Origin of the sequence: Bacillus sp. N3378-2at (assembly GCF_033412715.1) — a bacterium.
GTDB lineage: Bacteria > Bacillota > Bacilli > Bacillales > Bacillaceae > Bacillus > Bacillus subtilis.
This window is the reverse complement of sequence record NZ_CP117986.1, coordinates 2049900-2074928: the sequence shown is the minus strand read 5'-3', so window position 1 is coordinate 2074928 and position 25029 is coordinate 2049900. Positions and strand designations below refer to the sequence as shown.

Annotated in this window: 21 protein-coding genes and 1 pseudogene; 19 read left to right on the top strand and 3 right to left on the bottom strand. The window is 47.3% G+C overall.

The genetic code is table 11. The features are described from left to right. Positions 1–9: 9 nt before the first annotated feature. The 12 genes from purE (at position 10) to purD (ending at position 12814) form a co-directional block, all read left to right on the top strand. Positions 10–498 (top strand): 5-(carboxyamino)imidazole ribonucleotide mutase, encoded by a 489-nt coding sequence (gene purE, locus PUN35_RS11240; RefSeq protein ID WP_003244134.1) that lies wholly within the window; start codon positions 10–12, stop codon positions 496–498. Then, entirely contained in the window at positions 491–1633 is a 1143-nt protein-coding gene (gene purK, locus PUN35_RS11235; protein WP_014479059.1) for a 5-(carboxyamino)imidazole ribonucleotide synthase, read from the top strand. The genes purE and purK overlap by 8 nt, the downstream gene beginning before the upstream one ends. After that, positions 1630–2925, top strand: coding sequence for an adenylosuccinate lyase (purB, locus tag PUN35_RS11230; protein ID WP_003233955.1), 1296 nt, complete (start codon positions 1630–1632; stop codon positions 2923–2925). The genes purK and purB overlap by 4 nt, the downstream gene beginning before the upstream one ends. Positions 2926–2998: 73 nt before the next feature. Then, the gene (gene purC / locus PUN35_RS11225) at positions 2999–3724 is read left to right on the top strand and encodes a phosphoribosylaminoimidazolesuccinocarboxamide synthase (protein ID WP_014479060.1); all 726 of its coding nucleotides are present in this window, start codon (positions 2999–3001) and stop codon (positions 3722–3724) included. After that, positions 3717–3971: a phosphoribosylformylglycinamidine synthase subunit PurS gene (purS, locus tag PUN35_RS11220; protein ID WP_003219409.1), complete on the top strand. Its 255-nt coding sequence runs from the start codon at positions 3717–3719 to the stop codon at positions 3969–3971. The genes purC and purS overlap by 8 nt, the downstream gene beginning before the upstream one ends. Beyond that, a complete protein-coding gene (gene purQ, locus PUN35_RS11215; RefSeq protein ID WP_003243954.1) occupies positions 3968–4651 on the top strand; it encodes a phosphoribosylformylglycinamidine synthase subunit PurQ in 684 nt (227 codons plus the stop codon). Before purS ends, purQ begins: the two co-directional genes overlap by 4 nt. Then, positions 4635–6863, top strand: coding sequence for a phosphoribosylformylglycinamidine synthase subunit PurL (gene purL, locus PUN35_RS11210; RefSeq protein ID WP_003233949.1), 2229 nt, complete (start codon positions 4635–4637; stop codon positions 6861–6863). Before purQ ends, purL begins: the two co-directional genes overlap by 17 nt. After that, positions 6839–8269, top strand: coding sequence for an amidophosphoribosyltransferase (gene purF, locus PUN35_RS11205; protein WP_003233947.1), 1431 nt, complete (start codon positions 6839–6841; stop codon positions 8267–8269). The genes purL and purF overlap by 25 nt, the downstream gene beginning before the upstream one ends. 101 nt (positions 8270–8370) lie before the next feature. Continuing rightward, positions 8371–9411 (top strand): phosphoribosylformylglycinamidine cyclo-ligase, encoded by a 1041-nt coding sequence (gene purM, locus PUN35_RS11200; protein ID WP_014479061.1) that lies wholly within the window; start codon positions 8371–8373, stop codon positions 9409–9411. Next, positions 9408–9995, top strand: coding sequence for a phosphoribosylglycinamide formyltransferase (gene purN, locus PUN35_RS11195; protein ID WP_014479062.1), 588 nt, complete (start codon positions 9408–9410; stop codon positions 9993–9995). The genes purM and purN overlap by 4 nt, the downstream gene beginning before the upstream one ends. Beyond that, complete coding sequence (gene purH / locus PUN35_RS11190; RefSeq protein ID WP_014479063.1) at positions 9992–11530, top strand: bifunctional phosphoribosylaminoimidazolecarboxamide formyltransferase/IMP cyclohydrolase; 1539 nt, start codon at positions 9992–9994, stop codon at positions 11528–11530. The genes purN and purH overlap by 4 nt, the downstream gene beginning before the upstream one ends. 15 nt (positions 11531–11545) lie before the next feature. Then, complete coding sequence (gene purD / locus PUN35_RS11185; RefSeq protein WP_014479064.1) at positions 11546–12814, top strand: phosphoribosylamine--glycine ligase; 1269 nt, start codon at positions 11546–11548, stop codon at positions 12812–12814. A gap of 37 nt (positions 12815–12851) precedes the next feature. Here purD and PUN35_RS11180 read toward each other — a convergent pair whose 3' ends face one another. Next, on the bottom strand, positions 12852–13274 hold the full coding sequence (locus tag PUN35_RS11180; RefSeq protein ID WP_014479065.1) for an Lrp/AsnC family transcriptional regulator: 423 nt from the start codon (positions 13272–13274) through the stop codon (positions 12852–12854). A gap of 143 nt (positions 13275–13417) precedes the next feature. On the opposite strand from PUN35_RS11180, the gene PUN35_RS11175 reads away from it, so the two are divergent. Beyond that, on the top strand, positions 13418–14692 hold the full coding sequence (locus PUN35_RS11175; protein WP_014479066.1) for an APC family permease: 1275 nt from the start codon (positions 13418–13420) through the stop codon (positions 14690–14692). A 14-nt stretch (positions 14693–14706) separates the two neighbouring features. On the opposite strand, the pseudogene PUN35_RS11170 reads toward PUN35_RS11175, so the two are convergent. Then, positions 14707–14934, bottom strand: a pseudogene (locus PUN35_RS11170) (DUF2892 domain-containing protein). A 128-nt stretch (positions 14935–15062) separates the two neighbouring features. Here PUN35_RS11170 and PUN35_RS11165 point away from each other — a divergent pair. The 3 genes from PUN35_RS11165 to PUN35_RS11155 are packed head-to-tail and all read left to right on the top strand — an operon-like array spanning position 15063 to position 18144. Then, positions 15063–16805: an adenine deaminase gene (locus PUN35_RS11165; protein ID WP_014479068.1), complete on the top strand. Its 1743-nt coding sequence runs from the start codon at positions 15063–15065 to the stop codon at positions 16803–16805. A gap of 26 nt (positions 16806–16831) precedes the next feature. Next, positions 16832–17827 (top strand): DUF3048 domain-containing protein, encoded by a 996-nt coding sequence (locus tag PUN35_RS11160; RefSeq protein WP_014479069.1) that lies wholly within the window; start codon positions 16832–16834, stop codon positions 17825–17827. A gap of 2 nt (positions 17828–17829) precedes the next feature. Continuing rightward, positions 17830–18144, top strand: a complete 315-nt coding sequence (locus PUN35_RS11155; RefSeq protein ID WP_014479070.1) for a YerC/YecD family TrpR-related protein — start codon at positions 17830–17832, stop codon at positions 18142–18144. A 34-nt stretch (positions 18145–18178) separates the two neighbouring features. Here PUN35_RS11155 and PUN35_RS11150 read toward each other — a convergent pair whose 3' ends face one another. Beyond that, the gene (locus PUN35_RS11150) at positions 18179–19756 is read right to left on the bottom strand and encodes an FMN-binding glutamate synthase family protein (RefSeq protein ID WP_031600238.1); all 1578 of its coding nucleotides are present in this window, start codon (positions 19754–19756) and stop codon (positions 18179–18181) included. Between the two features lie 264 nt (positions 19757–20020). On the opposite strand from PUN35_RS11150, the gene PUN35_RS11145 reads away from it, so the two are divergent. The 3 genes from PUN35_RS11145 to ligA all read left to right on the top strand — a co-directional run bounded on the left by PUN35_RS11145 (position 20021) and on the right by ligA (position 25018). Beyond that, positions 20021–20707, top strand: coding sequence for a heptaprenylglyceryl phosphate synthase (locus tag PUN35_RS11145; RefSeq protein ID WP_014479073.1), 687 nt, complete (start codon positions 20021–20023; stop codon positions 20705–20707). A 61-nt stretch (positions 20708–20768) separates the two neighbouring features. Continuing rightward, positions 20769–22988 (top strand): DNA helicase PcrA, encoded by a 2220-nt coding sequence (pcrA, locus tag PUN35_RS11140; RefSeq protein WP_014479074.1) that lies wholly within the window; start codon positions 20769–20771, stop codon positions 22986–22988. A gap of 23 nt (positions 22989–23011) precedes the next feature. Beyond that, positions 23012–25018 (top strand): NAD-dependent DNA ligase LigA, encoded by a 2007-nt coding sequence (gene ligA, locus PUN35_RS11135; protein WP_014479075.1) that lies wholly within the window; start codon positions 23012–23014, stop codon positions 25016–25018. Positions 25019–25029: the final 11 nt, after the last annotated feature.

Below are 25029 nucleotides of genomic sequence, written 5' to 3'. Positions count from 1 at the left end.
GGGAACAGAATGCAGCCGCTAGTAGGAATCATCATGGGAAGCACTTCCGATTGGGAGACAATGAAACACGCATGCGACATACTTGACGAACTCAATGTTCCGTACGAAAAAAAGGTCGTTTCCGCTCACCGGACGCCTGATTTCATGTTTGAATATGCTGAAACTGCTAGAGAAAGAGGCATCAAGGTGATTATTGCCGGTGCCGGAGGAGCGGCGCATCTGCCAGGGATGACGGCTGCGAAAACAACACTGCCAGTCATTGGAGTTCCGGTTCAGTCCAAGGCGCTGAACGGAATGGATTCACTTCTTTCCATCGTCCAAATGCCTGGAGGCGTGCCTGTTGCGACAACATCCATCGGCAAAGCGGGTGCTGTGAACGCAGGCCTGTTAGCGGCGCAAATTTTGTCAGCATTTGACGAAGACCTTGCCCGTAAGCTGGATGAGAGAAGAGAAAATACAAAACAGACAGTGTTAGAAAGCAGTGATCAGCTTGTCTAAACAAATCATCTATCCGGGAGCTGTAATCGGCATTATCGGCGGCGGCCAGCTTGGGAAAATGATGGCTGTGTCCGCCAAACAAATGGGGTATAAAGTCGCGGTCGTTGATCCGGTGAAAGATTCGCCGTGCGGGCAGGTTGCGGATGTCGAAATTACCGCTCATTATAATGACCGTGAAGCGATTCGAAAATTGGCTGAAATCAGCGATATCATCACATATGAGTTTGAAAACATCGACTATGATGCGCTGCATTGGCTGAAAGATCATGCGTATCTCCCGCAAGGAAGTGAGCTGCTGCTCATTACCCAAAACCGTGAAACAGAGAAAAAAGCAATTCAATCCGCGGGCTGTGAAGTCGCACCGTACAGCATCGTCAAAACAAAGAATGAATTGAAACAGGCGGTACAAGAGCTCGGGTTACCCGCAGTTCTGAAGACATGCCGCGGCGGGTACGACGGCAAAGGCCAATTTGTGATAAAAGAAGAGGCGCAAATGGAGCAGGCAGCCGCTCTGTTAGAACACGGAACTTGCATTCTTGAAAGCTGGGTTTCTTTTAAAATGGAACTGTCGGTGATCGTCGTCAGATCGGTAAACGGTGAAATTTCAACGTTTCCGACAGCTGAAAACATTCACCACAACAATATTCTTTTCCAAAGCATCGTGCCCGCACGGGTAGAGAAAGGGATTCAGCAGAAGGCTGCTGATCTCGCGGTTAAGCTTGCAGATGAGCTTAACCTTGTTGGACCGCTTGCAGTTGAGATGTTCCTGACAGAGGACGGAGAGCTTTTGGTCAATGAACTGGCGCCAAGACCGCACAATTCTGGGCATTATACGCTGGACCTTTGCGAGACGAGCCAGTTTGAGCAGCATATCAGAGCGGTATGCGGGCTTCCGCTTGGGAAGACAGATTTGCTGAAGCCGGGCATGATGGTGAATCTTCTCGGCGATGAAGTGAAGCTTGTTGAGGAAGACCCGGAGCTTTTAAAAGAGGCAAAGCTATATATATACGGAAAACATGAAATCAAAAAAGGCCGCAAAATGGGGCATATTACATTTATGAAGCAGCCTGAAGACGAATGGATTCAGGAGATCACAAATAAATGGATGAATAGAGACGGAGGACAAGCAGAATGATCGAACGTTATTCAAGACCTGAAATGTCCGCGATTTGGACGGATGAAAACAGATTTCAAGCATGGCTGGAGGTAGAGATTCTTGCCTGTGAAGCGTGGGCGGAGCTTGGCGTCATTCCGAAAGAAGATGTAAAAGTTATGCGTGAGAACGCATCATTTGACATCAACCGCATTTTAGAAATCGAAAAGGACACGCGCCATGACGTTGTCGCTTTTACGCGCGCCGTTTCCGAATCACTGGGCGAAGAAAGAAAATGGGTGCACTACGGATTAACGTCAACTGACGTTGTTGATACGGCTCTTTCCTACTTATTAAAACAGGCAAACGATATTTTGCTCAAGGATCTTGAGAGATTTGTTGACATTATTAAAGAAAAAGCGAAAGAACATAAATACACAGTCATGATGGGGCGCACGCACGGCGTACACGCTGAGCCTACAACTTTCGGCTTAAAACTTGCGCTTTGGCATGAAGAAATGAAACGTAATCTTGAGCGCTTCAAACAAGCGAAAGCAGGCATCGAGGTTGGAAAGATTTCCGGCGCTGTCGGCACATATGCGAACATTGATCCATTTGTTGAACAATATGTCTGTGAGAAGCTCGGATTGAAAGCAGCACCGATTTCCACTCAAACCCTTCAGCGTGACCGCCATGCTGACTATATGGCAACACTTGCTTTGATCGCGACAAGCATCGAGAAATTCGCTGTGGAAATCCGCGGACTGCAAAAGAGTGAAACACGTGAAGTTGAGGAATTTTTCGCGAAAGGGCAAAAGGGTTCATCTGCAATGCCGCATAAACGAAATCCGATTGGCTCTGAAAACATGACAGGCATGGCGCGCGTGATCCGCGGCTACATGATGACAGCTTACGAAAATGTTCCATTATGGCATGAGCGCGATATTTCTCATTCTTCAGCAGAACGGATTATTCTTCCGGATGCGACAATTGCGCTGAACTACATGCTGAACCGCTTCTCCAACATCGTGAAGAACTTAACGGTCTTCCCGGAAAACATGAAGCGCAACATGGACCGCACTCTCGGCCTTATCTATTCTCAGCGTGTGCTGCTTGCTTTGATTGACACAGGCCTTACACGTGAAGAAGCCTATGATACTGTTCAGCCGAAAGCAATGGAAGCGTGGGAAAAACAAGTGCCGTTCCGCGAACTTGTTGAAGCGGAAGAGAAAATCACGTCACGTCTTTCTCCAGAAAAAATTGCTGACTGCTTTGATTACAATTACCATCTGAAAAATGTTGATCTGATCTTTGAACGTTTAGGTTTAGCATAGAAGAAGCTTTTAGCGGCTTCTTCTAAGCCGCCGCAGTTTGAAAATTCCCAACATTCGGGTTAGGAGGCCTTCCGTGAATATTGTGAAGAATGAACTTTTATACGAAGGAAAAGCAAAAAAGATCTACAAAACCGATGACGAAAACACGCTGTATGTCGTGTATAAAGACTCCGCCACTGCCTTTAACGGCGAGAAAAAAGCAGAAATCAGCGGGAAAGGGCGCTTAAATAACGAGATTTCAAGCTTAATTTTCAAACACCTTCATGGAAAGGGCATTAACAATCATTTTATCGAGCGCATTTCGGAAACGGAACAGCTCATTAAAAAGGTAACGATTGTGCCGCTTGAAGTCGTGGTCAGAAATGTTGTGGCAGGAAGCATGTCCAAACGTCTCGGCATTCCAGAAGGCACGGAGCTTGAGCAGCCGATTATCGAGTTTTACTACAAGGATGACGCGCTGGGTGATCCGCTCATCACAGAAGATCATATTTGGCTTTTGAAAGCAGCGACTCCTGAGCAGGTAGAAACCATTAAGTCCATTACAAAAACAGTAAACGAAGAGCTTCAAAGCATTTTCGACGATTGTCATGTCAGATTAATAGATTTCAAGCTTGAATTCGGTCTAGATGCAGACGGGCAAGTGCTTTTGGCGGATGAAATTTCACCTGACACATGCCGCTTGTGGGATAAAGAAACGAACGAAAAGCTGGACAAAGATTTATTCAGACGCAATCTGGGAAGCTTAACCGACGCATACGAAGAGATTTTCAAAAGACTGGGAGGCATTCATCATGTATAAAGTAAAAGTTTATGTCAGCTTAAAAGAAAGTGTACTAGATCCACAAGGGAGCGCTGTCCAGCATGCCTTGCACAGTATGACTTATAACGAAGTTCAAGATGTGCGCATCGGGAAATACATGGAGCTTACCATTGAAAAATCTGACCGTGATCTTGACGTGCTAGTGAAAGAAATGTGCGAAAAACTTCTTGCGAACACAGTGATTGAAGATTACAGATACGAGGTTGAGGAGGTAGTCGCACAGTGAAATTTGCGGTGATTGTGTTACCCGGCTCCAACTGTGATATCGATATGTATCATGCTGTAAAGGATGAGCTCGGCCATGAAGTGGAATACGTCTGGCATGAGGAAACAAGTCTTGACGGCTTCGACGGCGTGTTAATTCCGGGAGGATTTTCTTACGGCGATTACTTAAGATGCGGTGCCATCGCCCGATTTGCGAATATTATGCCAGCTGTCAAACAAGCAGCGGCTGAAGGAAAACCTGTTCTTGGCGTCTGTAACGGATTCCAGATTTTACAGGAGCTTGGGCTGCTGCCAGGCGCAATGAGACGCAACAAAGATCTGAAGTTCATTTGCCGTCCGGTTGAATTGATTGTTCAGAACGACGAAACCTTATTCACAGCTTCCTACGAAAAGGGAGAATCGATTACAATCCCGGTTGCCCATGGTGAAGGGAATTTCTACTGTGATGACGAGACGCTTGCTACATTAAAGGAAAACAATCAAATTGCTTTCACATACGGCTCTAATATTAATGGAAGTGTCAGCGACATTGCCGGTGTCGTGAATGAGAAAGGCAATGTATTAGGCATGATGCCTCACCCTGAGCGCGCGGTCGATGAACTGCTTGGAAGCGCCGACGGTCTTAAATTGTTCCAGTCTATCGTGAAAAATTGGAGGGAAACTCATGTCACTACTGCTTGAACCAAGTAAAGAACAAATAAAAGAAGAGAAACTGTATCAGCAAATGGGTGTCAGTGATGATGAGTTTGCATTGATAGAATCCATTCTTGGAAGATTGCCGAACTACACAGAAATCGGAATTTTTTCTGTCATGTGGTCTGAGCATTGCAGCTATAAAAACTCAAAGCCGATTCTGCGTAAATTCCCGACAAGCGGCGAGCGTGTGCTGCAGGGGCCGGGGGAAGGCGCCGGAATCGTTGATATCGGTGATAACCAAGCGGTTGTGTTCAAAATTGAATCACATAACCACCCATCAGCTCTCGAGCCTTACCAAGGCGCTGCGACTGGCGTAGGCGGAATTATCCGTGATGTATTCTCAATGGGTGCACGCCCAATCGCTGTATTGAACTCTCTTCGATTTGGTGAACTGACTTCACCACGCGTGAAGTACTTGTTTGAAGAAGTAGTAGCGGGTATCGCCGGATACGGCAACTGTATCGGCATCCCCACAGTCGGCGGAGAAGTGCAGTTTGACAGCAGCTATGAAGGAAATCCGCTCGTCAACGCAATGTGCGTCGGTTTAATCAATCATGAAGACATCAAAAAAGGCCAGGCAAAAGGTGTCGGCAACACAGTAATGTACGTAGGAGCGAAAACTGGGCGTGACGGCATCCACGGCGCTACGTTTGCTTCTGAAGAAATGTCAGACTCGTCTGAAGAAAAGCGTTCTGCTGTCCAAGTCGGCGATCCGTTTATGGAGAAGCTTTTGCTTGAAGCATGTCTGGAAGTCATCCAATGCGACGCCTTAGTCGGCATTCAGGATATGGGAGCTGCCGGTTTAACAAGCTCAAGTGCAGAAATGGCAAGTAAAGCCGGTTCTGGCATTGAAATGAACCTTGACCTGATTCCTCAGCGCGAAACAGGCATGACCGCGTATGAAATGATGCTTTCTGAATCACAAGAACGGATGCTTTTGGTTATTGAGCGCGGACGTGAGCAGGAAATCATCGATATTTTTGACAAGTACGATCTTGAAGCGGTTTCTGTCGGACATGTGACAGATGATAAAATGCTTCGCCTGACACACAAAGGAGAGGTTGTGTGCGAGCTGCCTGTTGATGCCTTGGCAGAAGAAGCACCGGTTTACCATAAGCCTTCTCAAGAGCCTGCTTACTATCGCGAGTTTTTGGAAACGGACGTTCAGGCTCCGCAAATTGAAGATGCGAATGAAACGCTGAAGGCCCTTCTTCAGCAGCCGACGATTGCGAGTAAAGAGTGGGTGTATGATCAGTATGACTACATGGTGCGCACGAATACAGTTGTCGCTCCTGGGTCTGATGCTGGTGTTCTCAGAATCCGCGGAACGAAAAAGGCGCTGGCGATGACGACAGACTGTAACGCGCGTTATCTCTATCTTGATCCTGAAGTCGGAGGGAAAATTGCTGTCGCTGAAGCAGCGCGCAACATCATTTGCTCAGGCGCAGAACCGCTTGCGGTCACAGATAACCTTAACTTCGGAAACCCGGAGAAGCCGGAAATCTTCTGGCAGATCGAAAAAGCGGCAGACGGCATAAGCGAAGCGTGCAATGTTCTCAGCACTCCGGTTATCGGCGGTAACGTATCGCTTTATAACGAATCAAACGGCACGGCGATCTATCCGACACCAGTTATCGGCATGGTCGGCCTAATTGAAGATACAGCGCACATTACAACACAGCATTTCAAACAAGCAGGAGATCTCGTATACGTGATCGGCGAAACAAAACCAGAGTTTGCGGGAAGCGAGCTGCAAAAAATGACAGAAGGCCGCATTTACGGCAAAGCGCCGCAAATCGATCTTGATGTAGAGCTGTCTCGTCAAAAAGCACTGCTTGACGCGATTAAAAAAGGCTTCGTTCAATCTGCGCATGATGTGTCTGAAGGCGGCTTAGGCGTAGCGATTGCGGAAAGTGTCATGACGACGGAAAACCTTGGCGCTAATGTGACTGTAGAAGGGGAAGCGGCGTTATTATTCTCTGAATCTCAATCCCGCTTCGTCGTTTCAGTGAAAAAAGAACATCAAGCTGCGTTTGAAGCAACTGTCAAAGATGCGGTTCATATTGGTGAGGTAACAGCTGACGGAATTCTGGCGATTCAAAACCAAGACGGACAACAAATGATTCATGCGCAAACGAAAGAGCTTGAACGCGTATGGAAAGGAGCTATCCCATGCTTGCTGAAATCAAAGGCTTAAATGAAGAATGCGGCGTTTTTGGGATTTGGGGACATGAAGAAGCCCCGCAAATCACGTATTACGGTCTCCACAGCCTTCAGCACCGAGGACAGGAGGGTGCGGGCATCGTAGCGACTGATGGTGAAAAGCTGACGGCTCACAAAGGCCAAGGTCTGATCACTGAAGTATTTCAAAACGGCGAACTCAGCAAAGTAAAGGGAAAAGGCGCTATCGGGCACGTTCGGTACGCAACGGCTGGAGGCGGCGGATACGAAAATGTTCAGCCGCTCCTCTTCCGTTCCCAAAACAATGGCAGCCTGGCGCTTGCTCATAACGGAAATCTTGTCAACGCCACTCAGCTGAAGCAGCAGCTCGAAAATCAAGGGAGCATCTTTCAAACCTCTTCGGATACAGAGGTTTTGGCTCACCTGATCAAAAGAAGCGGACACTTCACGCTGAAGGACCAAATTAAAAACTCGCTTTCTATGCTGAAAGGCGCCTACGCGTTCCTGATCATGACCGAAACAGAAATGATTGTCGCACTTGATCCAAACGGGCTGAGACCGCTATCCATCGGCATGATGGGCGACGCTTATGTGGTCGCATCAGAAACATGCGCATTTGACGTCGTCGGCGCAACGTACCTTCGTGAGGTAGAGCCGGGAGAAATGCTGATCATTAATGATGAAGGAATGAAATCAGAGCGTTTTTCCATGAATATCAACCGTTCCATTTGCAGCATGGAGTACATTTATTTCTCCAGACCAGACAGCAATATTGACGGTATTAACGTACACAGTGCCCGTAAAAACCTTGGGAAAATGCTGGCTCAGGAATCCGCAGTTGAAGCTGACGTCGTAACCGGGGTTCCGGATTCCAGTATTTCTGCGGCGATCGGCTATGCAGAGGCAACAGGCATTCCGTATGAGCTCGGTTTAATCAAAAACCGCTATGTCGGCAGAACGTTTATTCAGCCGTCCCAGGCTCTGCGTGAGCAAGGCGTCAGAATGAAGCTGTCTGCGGTGCGCGGGGTTGTAGAAGGCAAACGCGTCGTGATGGTGGATGACTCTATCGTGCGCGGAACAACTAGCCGCCGGATTGTCACGATGCTAAGAGAAGCGGGTGCGACAGAGGTGCATGTGAAAATCAGTTCACCGCCGATCGCTCATCCGTGCTTTTACGGCATTGACACTTCCACACATGAAGAACTGATCGCGTCTTCGCATTCTGTTGAAGAAATCCGTCAGGAAATCGGAGCCGATACCCTCTCATTTTTGAGTGTGGAAGGGCTGCTGAAAGGCATCGGCAGAAAATACGATGACTCGAATTGCGGACAGTGTCTCGCTTGCTTTACAGGAAAATATCCGACTGAAATTTACCAGGATACAGTGCTTCCTCACGTAAAAGAAGCAGTATTAACCAAATAAAACTTGAAAAATGACATAAAGGCAGCGCAGTTAGGCTGCCTTTCTCTTTCTGCCCTCTTTCGGGGAGATATTTTGAAAAGCGCCTTAAAGGAGTGAATAGGATGTCTGAAGCATATAAAAACGCAGGAGTTGACATCGAAGCCGGATATGAAGCCGTAAAACGAATGAAAAAACACGTGGAGCGCACGAAACGGCTTGGCGTTATGGGCAGCCTTGGCGGTTTTGGCGGCATGTTTGACCTGTCTGAGCTTTCTTATCAAAAACCAGTTCTCATTTCGGGAACGGACGGTGTCGGAACAAAATTAAAGCTCGCTTTTTCCATGGATAAGCATGACACGATTGGCGTGGACGCTGTTGCAATGTGTGTCAATGACGTGCTGGCACAAGGTGCAGAGCCGCTGTTTTTCCTCGATTATTTAGCGGTCGGCAAAGCGGACCCAGTGAAAATTGAACAGATTGTACAAGGTGTTGCGGAAGGCTGTGAGCAGTCAGGTTCAGCCTTAGTCGGCGGTGAAACGGCTGAAATGCCGGGACTCTATACAGCTGATGAATACGATATTGCCGGTTTCTCAGTCGGAGTGGCAGAAAAGGACGAAATCGTCACTGGAGAAAACATCAAAGAGGGTCATCTTTTGATCGGCCTCAGCTCCAGCGGTCTTCACAGCAACGGATTTTCCCTTGTCAGAAAAGTGCTTCTGGATGATGCGGAGCTTGACCTCGATACAACATATGAGCCGTTTGAACGCCCGCTTGGCGAGGAGTTGCTTGAACCGACAAGGATTTACGTGAAGCCTGTGCTTGCCGCGGTCAAAAGCGGAAAAATCGACGGCATGGCGCACGTGACAGGCGGAGGATTTATTGAAAATATTCCGCGTATGCTTCCGGAAGGCTTAAGTGCGGAAATTGATCATGGCTCATGGCCGATCCCGCCAATTTTTTCTTTCTTGCAAGAGTATGGCAAGCTAAAGGAAGAAGACATGTTCAACGTCTTTAATATGGGTATCGGTTTTGTTTTGGCTGTCAAAGAAGAGCATTTGACAGATGTGATCGGAACGCTTGAAAGCCATGGAGAAAAAGCCTATTTAATCGGGCGTGTGAAAAAAGGTGAAGGCGTCACATTCGGCGGTGCGGCACTTTCATGAAAAAGTTTGCGGTATTTGCATCAGGAAACGGTTCAAACTTCGAAGCCATCGTCACGCGTTTGAAGGAGGAGAACTGGGATGCGTCAGCAGCGCTCCTCGTTTGCGACAAACCGCAGGCGAAAGTCATCGAACGGGCGGAAGCATTCCACATTCCATCCTTCTCATTTGAGCCCAAGTCTTATGAAAACAAGGCCGCATTTGAACAAGCCATCATTGAACAGCTTCGTCTTCACGAGGTTGAATTGATTGTTCTTGCCGGCTATATGAGGCTGATCGGTGATACGCTCCTTCAAGCATATGGAGGAAAAATCATTAACATTCACCCGTCGCTTCTTCCGGCGTTTCCTGGAATCGACGCAGTCGGACAGGCGTTCCGGGCGGGTGTGAAGGTAGCAGGAATCACTGTGCATTATGTCGATGAAGGAATGGATACAGGTCCGATCATCGCTCAAAAGGCAATCGAAATTGATGAACATGATACATTGGAAACAATCGAACAGCGGATTCACAAGCTTGAGCATAAATGGTATCCGAGTGTGATTAAACAGCTATTAGGATTAAATAACAGAGGTGAAAAGGCATGACCATTAAACGTGCGTTAATCAGTGTTTCAGATAAAACAAATCTCGTTCCTTTCGTAAAAGAACTGACAGAGCTTGGCGTTGAAGTCATCTCCACAGGCGGAACGAAAAAGCTTCTTCAAGAAAACGGTGTGGATGTGATCGGAATTTCGGAAGTGACAGGCTTCCCTGAAATTATGGACGGCCGGTTAAAAACCCTTCACCCGAATATTCACGGCGGTCTTCTGGCGGTTCGCGGCAATGAAGAGCATATGGCGCAGATCAATAAACACGGGATTCAGCCGATTGACCTCGTTGTCGTCAACCTCTATCCATTTAAAGAAACGATTTCTAAAGAAGACGTCACGTATGAAGAAGCAATCGAAAATATCGACATCGGCGGACCGGGCATGCTGCGTGCGGCATCAAAGAACCATCAGGATGTAACGGTTATCGTCGATCCGGCCGATTACAGCCCAGTGCTGAGTCAAATCAAAGAAGAAGGCAGCGTATCTCTTCAGAAAAAACGCGAGCTCGCGGCAAAAGTATTCCGTCATACTGCGGCATATGATGCACTGATCGCTGACTATCTGACAAATGTTGTCGGTGAAAAAGAACCAGAGCAATTCACTGTTACATTTGAGAAAAAACAATCGCTTCGCTATGGAGAAAACCCGCATCAGGAAGCAACTTTCTATCAAACAGCTCTTCCTGTCAAAGGCTCCATTGCGCAAGCAGAACAGCTTCACGGAAAAGAGCTTTCTTACAACAACATGAAAGACGCGGATGCGGCAGTTCAAATCGTTCGTGAATTCACTGAGCCGGCTGCGGTTGCCGTGAAGCATATGAACCCGTGCGGCGTGGGAACAGGAAAAACGATCGCCGAAGCGTTTGACAGAGCGTTTGAAGCGGATAAAACATCTATCTTCGGCGGCATTATCGCGTTGAACCGTGAAGTGGACAAGACAACTGCCGAAGCGCTTCATAACATTTTCTTAGAAATCATCATTGCGCCTTCATTCAGCCAAGAAGCGCTCGACGTCCTGACTGCGAAGAAAAATCTCCGCCTGCTGACGCTTGACGTATCTGCTGCTGTTCAAAAGGAAAAACAGCTGACATCCGTTCAAGGCGGGCTATTGATTCAAGATTTAGATATGCACGGCTTTGATGATGCTGAGATTAGCATTCCGACAAAAAGAGAGCCGAACGAGCAAGAGTGGGAAGACTTGAAGCTTGCTTGGAAAGTCGTGAAGCATGTGAAATCAAATGCGATTGTTCTCGCGAAGGACAACATGACAGTCGGCGTGGGAGCAGGCCAAATGAACCGCGTCGGATCGGCAAAAATCGCAATCGAGCAAGCAGGGGAAAAAGCGAAAGGCAGTGCGCTCGGATCTGACGCATTTTTCCCAATGCCGGATACTGTTGAAGAAGCAGCAAAAGCGGGCGTTACGGCTATCATTCAGCCGGGGGGATCTGTGCGTGACGAGGATTCCATCAAAAAAGCGGATGAATACGGCATTGCCATGGTATTCACCGGCATCAGACACTTCAAACATTAAGGGGATGAAAACGACGTGAATGTATTAATTATCGGCAAAGGCGGAAGAGAACATACGCTGGCGTGGAAGGCAGCGCAAAGTAGTCTCGTCGAGAATGTATTTGCAGCTCCTGGAAATGACGGCATGGAAGCTTCCGCACAGCTTGTAAACATTGAGGAAAGCGACCACGCAGGGCTTGTCTCGTTTGCAAAAGAAAACCAGGTCGGCCTAACCATTGTCGGCCCTGAGGTTCCTTTAATTGAAGGTCTGGTGGATGAATTTGAAAAAGCGGGTCTGCGCGTGTTCGGCCCGTCAAAAGCCGCGGCGATCATCGAAGGAAGCAAACAGTTCGCTAAGGATTTAATGAAGAAATACGACATTCCGACTGCAGAATACGACACGTTTACATCCTTTGATGAGGCGAAGGCATATGTGCTGGAAAAAGGTGCTCCGATTGTGATCAAAGCAGATGGACTTGCAGCTGGAAAAGGCGTTACTGTGGCTATGACAGAGGAAGAAGCAATTGCATGTTTGCATGACTTTCTTGAAGATGAAAAGTTCGGTGATGCGAGCGCGTCCGTTGTCATTGAAGAATATCTTTCTGGTGAAGAATTTTCTCTGATGGCCTTTGTCAAAGGGGAAAAAGTGTATCCAATGGTGATTGCCCAGGATCACAAGCGTGCGTTTGACGGAGACAAAGGCCCGAATACGGGCGGAATGGGCGCTTACTCTCCAGTTCCGCAAATTTCGGATGAAACGGTCCGCCATGCTGTAGAAACGATCGTGAAGCCGGCCGCAAAAGCAATGGTACAAGAAGGCCGTTCCTTCACTGGCGTTTTGTACGCTGGATTGATGCTTACTGAAAACGGCTCGAAGGTCATTGAATTTAATGCCCGTTTCGGCGATCCGGAAACACAGGTCGTGCTTCCGCGCATGGAATCTGATCTGGTGCAGGTGCTTCTTGATCTTTTAGATGATAAGGAAGTTGACTTAAGATGGAAGGATACCGCGGCAGTGAGTGTTGTGCTTGCATCAGAAGGGTATCCGGAAAGCTACGCAAAAGGCACGCCGATCGGCAGCCTTGCTGCGGAAACTGAGCAGGTCGTGGTCTTCCATGCCGGAACGAAAGCAGAAGGCGGAGAGTTTGTTACAAACGGGGGGCGCGTCGCCAATGTGACAGCTTTTGATGAATCGTTTGAAGCGGCTAGAGACCGAGTGTACAAAGCGGTTGATGAAATATTCAAACCGGGACTCTTTTTCAGAAAAGATATTGGGGCACGCGCTTTAAAGGCTGCCCAAAAATAAGTGAGGAAAACCCGCAGATTAGCTGCGGGTTTTTTTGTTATAGAAAAGCGGGATGGCAGCTGGAAGAAGAAAGCACAACGAGTGTGGTCGGTTTTCCATGGGCCATAGAGGCGTCAATAAAATCCTCAAGCGTATGTACCGATTCAGTCACGACCTTTGTCACATAGCTGTACATACCCGTGATACGGTGATTTTCTGCTACATCAGGGTGCGATGTTGCAAAGGCGGCGTAGTGCTTACAGCTTTTTGGCTCCATGAGAATAAAAGCGGTGACATGCTTGTTTAGTTTTTCGTAACAGATATTCGCGCTGTAGCCGGTAATCACTCCTTTGTCTTCAAGCTTCCTGACACGCTCCGCAGCGCTTGGCGAACTGAGTCCGACAAGCTTTCCCAGCTCAACCATCGTTAATCTGCCGTTTCGCTGCAAATGCGAGAGAATCTGAAGGTCTGTATCGTCCATTTGTCTGGCTCCTTTACATATTTAGGCGAATGAATGAAAATTCCTTTGATCGTAAGGCAATGCTGTTGATTTACCTTCATTGTAGCATATGGATGCCGTCTTATTTTTTCTATAATAAAGCCATCAATCAGAGAGGAGGCATCATGTTGCCAGAATTACAGCGCTCTATTACTTGGATACAAGGGACGGCGTTAACGATTGGGGCGGTTTTAGGATGCGGGATATTAATTTTGCCGTCTGTTACCGCGGACACGGCCGGTCCGGCTTCTTTATTTGTCTGGGTATTCATGTCTTTTTTATCTTTTCTTCTCGTCGGCACGCTGGCACGGCTTGTGAAAATAGCGCCCAGCGCGGGAGGAATCACTGTTTATGTGCAGCTGGCCTTTCAGAAAAAAGCCGGGGCTATTTTGGGCTGGATCATGTTAGGATCCGTTCCGATCGGCGTTCCCATCATCGCTTTGACTGGCGCGCATTACGTCAGTTACATCACAGAGGCGGCCGATTGGCAGATTACATTGATTGCGGGCTGCATGCTGATTGTCTCAATTTTGCTTCATATGAGAGGCATTCAACTATCAGCAAACATCAGTACAATCGTTATTTGTGTCATCGTATTTCTGCTTGTCACTTCTATTGCTGTGTCATTGCCACACGTCACGATAGCAGAATTCAAGCCGTTTCTTCCGCATGGCTGGTCTGCCGCGGGATCTGTTTCTGTTATGATTTTTTTCTCTTTTGTAGGCTGGGAAATGATTACCCCATTGGCTGAGGAGTTTCATCGCCCTGAAAAAGATGTCCCAATCAGCTTGTTTTTGGCAGCGGCTTGTGTGGCAGGGCTGTATATCTTGCTGTCATTTGTGACGGTGGGAACTCATTCATACGGAGAGAATGGAGAAATTGCATCGCTTGCCATGCTCATCTCAAAAGGAGCAGGGGAAAGCGGTGTATACGTCACGGTATGCTTAGCGCTGTTTATTACATTCGCCACCATTCACGCCAATATTGCTGGTTTTTCCAGAATGGTGTACGCATTGGCGAGAGAGGGGCACATCCCCGTATTTTTTGGAAAACTCAGTGTGACAAAACGTACGCCTATTCGCGTTTTGACAGCGATGGCTGCAGTGTTTGGCTTAGTGCTTGCGGCGCATGGCGTGTTTCAAATCGATTTGACGACTCTGTTGAAAGGGCCGAGCGCGGCTTTTATCGCATCTTACATATGTACAATGGCGGCAGCACTGAAACTGCTGGGCAGGAGAGATATAGGCTGGTGGATGGCGCTCGGGGCATTTACGGCGTGCGCGGTGATTTATTCATTCAGCGGCTGGGCACTGCTTTATCCGGCAGCGCTGGCAGCTGCAGGATATATCTATATAAAAACAAAGGGAGGGCATAAAAAAAAGCTTGATCACGTTTTGTGATCAAGCTTTCCCATTTATCCGTTTTGATGCTCGTTATTTCCAGAATCGCTGTGTTGAAACATGTAGGTCACAGGACAGAAGCGCAAGATTCCCGAACCCGCTTTCATGGCCCCCATAAAGATGTAAAAGAGATGCATTCTGCACTAAGGTTTTTTCGTAAACTTTGCGCTGGCGGCTGACATAATCGTCAATCCGCAGGCGATTCTGAACACGGCATTGATGAGACTGATGTTTGGCTTCAAGGAAATTCGCTCCTTTTACATAAAAAAGTTTTTTAATCGAACCTTCAAAAATTTGTAACGTTTTTATCGTGCGTGATGAGGAAGGATGTGATACCATGAGTCTAATACATGTAAAGGAGAGTATGTGAATGTCCGAACGCACCTTTAACTGGAAAAACAAAGACATCAGGGCACAGGTTGATGTTGTAGACTCAAAGCTGCTTCCAACGCTCCTTTTACGGAATGCTCTCGTCTTAAATCCATATGTAAAACAATGGCTGAAAAAAAACATTTGGATTTATCAGGACCGCATTGTTTATGTGGGTCATGAACTTCCGAATAGAGCCGAAGAAATTCATACGATTGATTGTGAAGGAAAATACATTGTGCCAGGTTATATTGAACCGCACGCACATCCTTTTCAAATATATAATCCCCAAACACTGGCGGAATATGTGTCTCAATACGGAACAACGACATTTGTGAATGATAACTTATTTTTGCTTTTGCAAAGCGGAAAAAAGAAAGCGCTTACGATTTTGAATGAACTCAAAAAGCAGCCTGTCCAGTATTTTTGGTGGTCACGCTATGACCTCCAGACCGAGGTTCTGAACGAGGACCACGTCCTTCCATTTGACGTCAGAAAACAGTGGATTGAACATCCGGATGTGATTCAAGGCGGAGAAATGACCGGATGGCCTCGCCTGGTAGATGGTGATGATTTAATGCTCCACTGCATGCAAGCTACAAAGAAACAGCGAAAACGCATTGAAGGGCATTTTCCCGGCGCATCTGATAAAACGCTTACAAAAATGAAGCTGTTCGGTGCGGATTGTGATCATGAAGCGATGACAGGTGATGAAGTGATGAGAAGGCTGGAACTGGGCTATTATGTTTCCCTTCGGAACTCTTCCATTCGCCCCGATGTAAGAAAAATCTTGCAAGAGCTGCATGAGAAGGGCTTCCGCTATTATGACCACTTCTTTTACACGACAGATGGCGCAACCCCGAATTTCTATAAAGGCGGCATGACAAACGAGCTGATTCGCATTGCGTTAGAAGAAGGCGTACCTGCAATCGACGCCTACAATATGGCATCATTTAATATCGCAAAGTATTACCAAATGGATGATTATTTAGGAGTTGTCGGACCGGGCAGACTGGCATCGCTCAACATACTGGAAGCTCCGTTAAATCCGAATCCCGTGACTGTTCTGTCAAAAGGGACCATTCTGCGTGAAGACGGCTGTGATTTGAAGGCGTTTACAAAGACGGACTGGCACAAAGGCGGTCTTGTCTCGCTTGAACTTTCATATGATATGACGATGGATGACTTGCAGTTTTCTATGCCGATGGGCGTGAAAATGCGGAATGCGGTTATTATGGAGCCCTATATGATTGAGATTGACAATTCGATGGAACAGCTCTCGTTTGACCATGATGAAAGTTATTTGACGATGCTCGACAGACACGGGAAATGGCGCGTCAATACGATGATAAAAGGGTTTGCCTCAAGCGTGCAGGGATTTGTAAGCTCCTTTACGACGACGGGCGACATTGTCGCGATTGGAAAAAATAAAGCGGATATGCTGCTCGCTTTCGCCCGCATGAAAGAAATCGGAGGAGGAATTGTTTTAGCGGAGAACAGAAACATTCTGCATGAAATCCCGCTTGCGCTGTGCGGCTGCGCCTCTTCGGAAGCGTATGAAGACGTGCTTGAGAAGGAACAAAAGCTGAGAGATCTTTTGACTGAAAGAGGCTATGAGTTTTGCGATCCTATCTATACGCTGCTCTTTTTGCAAAGTACGCACCTTCCGTATATACGCATTACGCCAAGAGGAATCTTCGACGTCATGAAAAAAACTGTACTCTTTCCATCGATAATGCGTTAAAATATAAAAGAGCAGGGAGCCGACATATGAAAAAATGGATGACAGTTTGCGCGCTGTGTTTCGTGTTTTTTCTGCTTGTATCCTGCCAGCAGAAGGATGCTGTCCCGGATAATGCAAAGAAGCTGAAAGCTCCTTTAACGGGGCTAAAGACTGAACAGAAAGTGACTGAACGCCGCCCTGTTGCTGTTGTGGTGAACAATCACCCGAAGGCGAGGCCGCAGTCGGGTCTGTCTAAAGCCGACATTGTCATAGAAGCGCTAGCCGAAGGGCAAATCACAAGATTTCTGGCCATTTTCCAAAGCCAGATGCCTGAAACTGTCGGACCTGTGCGGAGCGCGCGGGAATATTTCGTCACTCTCAGCAATGGCTTTGACAGCATATTTGTCCATCACGGCTGGAGTCCCGGCGCCAAAGAGCAGCTGGAATCCGGAGCTGCCGATTATATGAACGGATTGGATTTTGACGGAAGCTTATTTTGGAGAGCTGATTTCAGCAAACCGCCCCACAATTCCTATACGTCTTATGATTACATAAAAAAGGCGGCGGAACAAAAGGGTTATAAGCTGAAGCAGGAAACAAATCCGCTGCTGTTTCAAACATCAGATGCAAAATCTGCAAATGAATCTTACAATGTTCGGGTAGATTATGGAACAAAAAACGTTACAAATCTTGTCGAATACAACTATGATAAAAAAGCTGAATCTTATACAAGAAGCTCTGATGGTGTCATAACGACAGACCGGGAAACCGGAAAGCCGGTTGCAATACAAAATATTTTCATTGTTGAAGCCAGCCATCATATTATTGATCAAGATGGAAGGCGGGACATCGACTTGGAATCAGGAGGAAAAGGTCTGTTGTTTCAGGACGGAAACGTCATTGAAACAGACTGGAAACAAGTGAATGGCAGAATTGTGCCGATAAAAGACGGCAAGTGGCTTCCGTTTGTGCCAGGAAAGACTTGGATCAATATCGTACCTGATCTTGATGCGGCTTCCATTAGTAAAGGAGAAGGTGTGTAACGATGCAAATCGATAAATTACGCGGCAAAGAGCTGGACCAGTTATTTAACTCGATCTTATCGCTGAAAGACCTGGAGGAATGTTACCGATTCTTCGATGATCTATGCACAATTAACGAAATTCAATCGCTGGCTCAGCGCCTTGAAGTGGCGCGCATGCTTCGCGAAGGAAACACGTATCATAAGATTGAAACAGAAACAGGCGCTTCCACGGCTACGATTTCCCGTGTGAAACGCTGCTTAAATTACGGGAATGACGCTTATGAAATGGCGCTTGACCGTGTGAAGGAGAATGAAACAGAGTCTTCTTCCAAATAAAAAACCGCCCTGCCGTTCGGCAAGGGCGGTTTCTTTATGAAACAAATTGATGGATCAGGTTGTCGATATCGATGATACTGCCATCCTCTTTCCGATAGACAACATGCTCCTTGGAAAAGTGAATCGGCGAATTGATCCCTGCTGCGGCTGCAAGATTAAACAGCCCCTCGCGCAGGGAAATGACGTAGTTGCAGACACGATGCTGTTTTTCCTCAACGCTCAACGCTTTTTGCAATTTCGGATCTGTCGTCGCCACACCTGCCGGACAGGTGTTGGTGTGGCAGACGAGAGCGCGGATGCAGCCAACGGAAAACATCATGCCGCGTGCGATGTTGACAAAGTCAGCGCCGAGGGCTAAGGCAACCGCGATTTTATCAGGGGTCAGGAGCTTTCCGGAAGCAAAGATTTTCAGCTGGCTGCGCAAGCCGTACTGTTTAAGAAGCGTGTCAACAATAGGCAGCGCTGTCATAATCGGAAGGCCGACTGTATCCGCGAGCTCGTAAAAGGAAGCTCCGGTACCGCCTTCACTTCCGTCGATCGTGATAAAATCCGGATGCTTTCCGCTTTTCTGCATATGAGAGAAAAGCTCATGCAATTCTTCAGGATGCCCTGCGACCAGTTTGATGCCGACTGGCTTTTGTCCGACATCTCTAAGTTTTTCAATAAAGTCGAGCATTTCAGGAGGTTTTGAGAATTCATAAAAGCGGTTCGGGCTGTCAATCGACTTTCCAGGTTCGACATTCCGAATATCTGCCACTTCCTCTGATACTTTGGCGCCGTCCACATGGCCGCCGCGGGTTTTCGCTCCTTGTGCCAGCTTTAGCTCAAACGCTTTAATTTGGTCAATCCTGCTTTTTCTTTTAAATTCCTCCCACGAAAATTCCCCGTTTCTTTTGCGCACGCCGAATAGGCCCGGTCCGATTTGGCAAATGATATCGGCGCCGCCCTTTAAGTGATACTCAGACAATCCTCCTTCACCTGTATTCATCCAGGTGCCGCCTGCCTGATGGAGCCCTTTTGAGAGCGCCGTAACAGCCCGTTCTCCAAGAGAACCGTAGCTCATGGCGGACTGGCCGACTAAGCCCTTCACATAAAATGGCTTCTCGCATGTATGCTCGCCAATCACCTGTACATCATCAGGATGGAGAAAATACGGGTCTGCCTTGATATGTTCGGCATGCTCCTTGCGTTTGAATAGATTGTCAGCATCCATTTTATAGATTTGGGTTTCAATTTTTGGCGTTTGATTTACGTGCATTTCTTCCCTTTGTTTTGGAAACATAGCGTTACGGATATAATAGCCAGGTTTATCAAAATCTCTTACAGATCCAAAGCCCATCATTCTGCTTTTGTATTTGCCGGAGATGACGGTTTGCTCATATTCCTTTCGTGAAAAAGGCTGCTCCTCATTGTCATTGCTGTATAAATACTGTCTGAGCTCCGGCCCGATTTTTTCAAGGATATACCGAAACCTTCCGATGACGGGATAGTTGCGAAGAATTGAGTGCTCCTGCTGTTTTTCATCCTTTATGTAGATCCAGGCAAACAAGACGATCGGGATAGCGATAATCCCAGTGATAAATGCGATGAGTGCTATTATGATGGTTTCCATCTCTCAGCCTCCCTTTTTATGTAACCATTTCCACAGTTGAACACTTTCCAAACAATAGCAGAAGGAATCTGGTGAAAAATGTGTGCTCCTGCCGATACAGGACTCACCATGCAGGTACTGCCATATGCTCTCTTTTTTTATGAAAATAGAATCAAAACACCTTTTTCAGTGAATAACGAGATTAACGGCTTTTTCCGTTTTTCCGCGCTATGTGAATTTGTTATAATGTTTAAATGGTAACAAACGAATGGAGGAACGTATGACGTGTACGATGTAACAGAGTGGAAGCATGTCTTTAAACTCGATCCAAATAAAGATTTGCCTGACGAACAGCTGGAGATTCTTTGCGAATCAGGAACGGATGCGGTCATTATCGGAGGCAGTGATGGTGTGACAGAGGATAATGTCCTGCGGATGATGTCTAAGGTAAGACGGTTTTTGGTGCCGTGTGTCCTTGAGGTATCAGCGATTGAAGCGATCGTTCCCGGCTTTGACTTATATTTTATTCCGAGTGTATTAAACAGCAAAAACGCGGATTGGATTGTCGGAATGCACCAGAAAGCCATGAAGGAATACGGAGAACTGATGTCTATGGAAGAAATCGTGGCGGAGGGCTACTGCATCGCAAATCCAGATTGCAAAGCCGCGGCACTGACTGAAGCGGACGCCGATCTGAATATGGATGATATTGTCGCCTATGCGCGTGTGTCGGAGCTGCTGCAACTGCCGATTTTTTATTTAGAATACAGCGGCATGCTTGGAGACATAGAAGCTGTCAAGAAAACGAAGGCTGTATTGGAAACGTCAACCTTGTTTTATGGGGGCGGCATCAAGGATGCGGAAACGGCCAAGCAGTACGCAGAGCATGCGGACGTGATCGTTGTAGGCAATGCTGTGTATGAAGATTTTGACAGGGCTTTGAAAACAGTAGCGGCTGTGAAAGGCGAGTAGTAAATTGTACGGATTTGGTTTATGATAGAACATATGTTTTGTATAGGCGGGTGAACAAATTTTGAATTATATTAGCAATCAATTACTAAGCGGTTTAAACCCCGTTCAGCAGGAAGCAGTCAAAACAACGGACGGGCCTCTTTTGCTGATGGCGGGAGCGGGAAGCGGAAAGACGCGTGTCCTGACACACAGAATTGCTTATTTAATGGCAGAGAAGCATGTGGCGCCGTGGAACATTCTGGCGATCACATTTACAAATAAAGCGGCACGCGAAATGAAAGAACGTGTGGAAAGCATCCTTGGACCCGGCGCGGACGATATCTGGATTTCCACATTCCACAGCATGTGCGTGCGGATCTTGCGCAGAGATATCGACCGGATTGGGATCAACCGAAATTTCTCCATCCTTGATACGGGTGACCAGCTTTCAGTGATCAAGGGGATTTTGAAGGAGCGCAATCTTGATCCGAAGAAGTTTGACCCGAGAAGCATCCTCGGTACGATCAGCAGTGCGAAAAACGAATTGACCGAACCGGAGGAATTCTCTAAAGTTGCTGGCGGCTACTACGATCAGGTGGTCAGCGATGTATATGCTGATTATCAGAAGAAGCTATTGAAAAACCAGTCGCTCGATTTTGACGATTTGATTATGACGACGATTAAACTGTTTGACCGAGTGCCTGAAGTGCTTGAATTTTATCAGCGCAAATTCCAGTACATCCATGTTGATGAGTATCAGGATACGAACAGGGCGCAATACATGCTCGTTAAGCAGCTTGCCGAGCGTTTCCAGAACCTTTGCGTTGTCGGGGATTCTGATCAGTCAATCTACAGATGGCGCGGCGCGGATATCACCAACATCCTTTCATTTGAAAAAGATTATCCGAATGCAAGCGTGATTTTGCTAGAACAAAACTATCGTTCAACGAAACGGATTTTGCGTGCGGCTAACGAGGTCATCAAAAACAACTCTAACCGCAAACCGAAAAATTTGTGGACGGAAAACGATGAAGGCATAAAAATTTCCTATTATCGCGGTGATAATGAATTCGGAGAAGGACAGTTTGTGGCCGGTAAAATTCATCAGCTTCACAGCTCAGGCAAGCGGAAGCTGTCTGATATCGCCATATTATACCGGACAAACGCGCAGTCCCGTGTGATTGAGGAAACGCTTCTCAAAGCGGGCTTGAACTATAACATTGTCGGCGGCACAAAGTTCTATGACAGAAAAGAAATTAAAGACATTCTTGCGTACCTGCGCCTCGTATCCAATCCGGATGACGATATCAGTTTCACGCGCATTGTCAATGTGCCGAAGCGCGGAGTCGGCGCGACATCACTTGAAAAAATCGCTTCGTATGCGGCCATAAACGGCTTGTCCTTTTTCCAAGCGATTCAGCAGGTTGATTTTATCGGCGTCAGTGCCAAAGCGGCAAACGCGCTTGACAGCTTTAGACAGATGATTGAAAACCTGACCAATATGCAGGATTACTTATCCATTACAGAGCTGACAGAAGAAATTCTTGATAAGACGGAATACAGAGAAATGCTGAAGGCTGAGAAATCGATCGAAGCCCAAAGCCGTTTAGAAAATATCGACGAGTTCCTGTCTGTTACGAAAAACTTTGAACAGAAAAGTGAAGACAAGACACTCGTTGCGTTCCTGACAGACTTGGCATTGATCGCAGATATTGATCAGCTCGATCAGCAGGAGGAAGAGTCAGGCGGCAAGGATGCGATCACCCTGATGACACTGCACGCCGCGAAAGGACTGGAGTTCCCGGTTGTTTTCTTGATGGGGCTTGAAGAAGGCGTCTTCCCGCACAGCCGTTCACTCATGGAGGAAGCGGAAATGGAAGAAGAACGCCGCCTTGCGTACGTTGGGATTACAAGGGCTGAACAGGAGCTTTATCTGACCAATGCTAAAATGCGCACCTTGTTTGGCCGGACAAATATGAACCCGGAATCTCGCTTCATTGCTGAAATACCGGATGATTTATTGGAAAACCTAAATGAGAAAAAAGAAACGAGAGCGACGTCTGCGAGAAAAATGCAGCCGAGACGCGGCCCTGTTTCACGCCCCGTATCCTACGCCAGCAAAACAGGCGGCGACACCTTAAACTGGGCAGTCGGAGATAAGGCGGGCCATAAAAAATGGGGAACAGGAACTGTCGTCAGCGTGAAAGGCGAAGGAGAAGGGACGGAGCTCGATATTGCCTTCCCGAGCCCTGTTGGCGTGAAACGCCTGTTAGCAGCATTTGCTCCTATTGAAAAGCAGTAATCGAAGAGGAAAGGAAGAAGCAGATGGACAAAGAAACAGCGAAGCAGCGGGCAGAAGAACTGCGCCGCACCATCAACAAGTATAGCTATGAATATTACACCCTAGATGAACCGAGCGTCCCTGATGCGGAATATGACAGATTGATGCAGGAGCTGATCGCGATCGAGGAGGAGCATCCAGATCTCAGAACGCCTGACTCTCCTACGCAGCGCGTCGGCGGAGCCGTGCTTGAAGCGTTTCAAAAAGTCACCCACGGCACACCGATGCTCAGTCTGGGCAACGCCTTTAATGCTGATGATCTTCGTGATTTCGACCGCCGTGTGCGCCAAGCCGTCGGTGACGATGTGGCGTATAATGTGGAGCTGAAAATAGACGGTCTTGCTGTTTCTCTCCGTTATGAAGACGGCTATTTTGTCAGAGGGGCCACCCGAGGTGACGGAACGACGGGAGAGGATATTACGGAGAATCTGAAGACGATTCGCAATATCCCCCTCAAAATGAACCGTGAGCTGTCGATCGAAGTGCGCGGCGAGGCGTATATGCCGAAGCGTTCGTTTGAAGCACTCAATGAGGAACGGATTAAAAATGAGGAAGAACCGTTCGCCAATCCGCGAAATGCCGCGGCGGGATCACTTAGGCAGCTCGATCCGAAAATTGCAGCGAAACGAAACCTCGATATCTTCGTCTACAGTATAGCGGAGCTTGACGAGATGGGTGTGGAGACGCAAAGCCAAGGGCTTGATTTTCTCGACGAACTCGGATTTAAAACGAATCAGGAACGAAAAAAATGCGGCGACATAGAAGAAGTCATTACGCTGATCGATGAGCTTCAGGCGAAGCGCGCTGACCTGCCGTATGAAATAGACGGCATTGTTATTAAAGTCGATTCTCTCGATCAACAGGAGGAGCTCGGTTTTACGGCGAAAAGCCCGCGCTGGGCCATCGCGTATAAGTTTCCTGCTGAAGAGGTCGTGACGAAGCTTCTCGATATCGAATTAAATGTCGGCAGAACGGGTGTGATCACGCCGACCGCGATTCTTGAGCCGGTAAAAGTTGCCGGCACAACGGTCTCAAGAGCATCCCTTCATAACGAAGATTTAATTAAAGAGAAGGACATTCGGATTTTGGATAAGGTTGTCGTCAAAAAAGCGGGCGATATCATCCCGGAAGTTGTGAATGTCCTCGTTGAACAGCGCACAGGAGAAGAAAAGGAATTCAGCATGCCGACGGAATGTCCTGAATGCGGCAGTGAACTCGTCCGGATCGAAGGAGAAGTGGCGCTTCGCTGCATTAACCCTGAATGTCCGGCGCAAATCCGGGAAGGGCTTATCCATTTCGTTTCCCGCAATGCCATGAACATTGATGGGCTCGGCGAACGAGTGATCACACAGCTGTTTGAGGAAAACCTTGTCCGCAATGTGGCAGATTTATATAAGCTGACGAAGGAACGAGTCATCCAGCTCGAGCGCATGGGCGAAAAGTCCACTGAAAACCTGATCAGCTCCATCCAAAAATCAAAAGAAAATTCGTTAGAGCGCCTGCTGTTTGGGCTTGGCATCCGTTTTATCGGATCAAAGGCCGCAAAGACGCTTGCCATGCATTTTGAAAGCTTGGAGAACCTGAAAAAAGCCTCTAAAGAGGAACTTCTCGCGGTAGATGAAATCGGTGAAAAAATGGCTGATGCTGTGATCACCTATTTTCATAAAGAAGAAATGCTTGAACTCTTGAATGAACTTCAGGAGCTGGGCGTAAACACGCTCTACAAAGGCCCGAAAAAAGTAAAAGCAGAGGACAGCGACTCTTACTTTGCCGGTAAAACAATTGTTCTGACAGGAAAGCTGGAAGAGCTGTCAAGAAACGAAGCCAAAGCGCAAATCGAAGCGCTGGGCGGAAAGCTGACTGGAAGCGTCAGCAAAAACACAGACTTAGTCATCGCCGGAGAAGCGGCGGGAAGCAAGCTGACAAAAGCACAAGAGCTGAACATTGAAGTGTGGAATGAAGAACAGTTAATGGGAGAGCTAAAGAAATAAGAGGAGTGTTT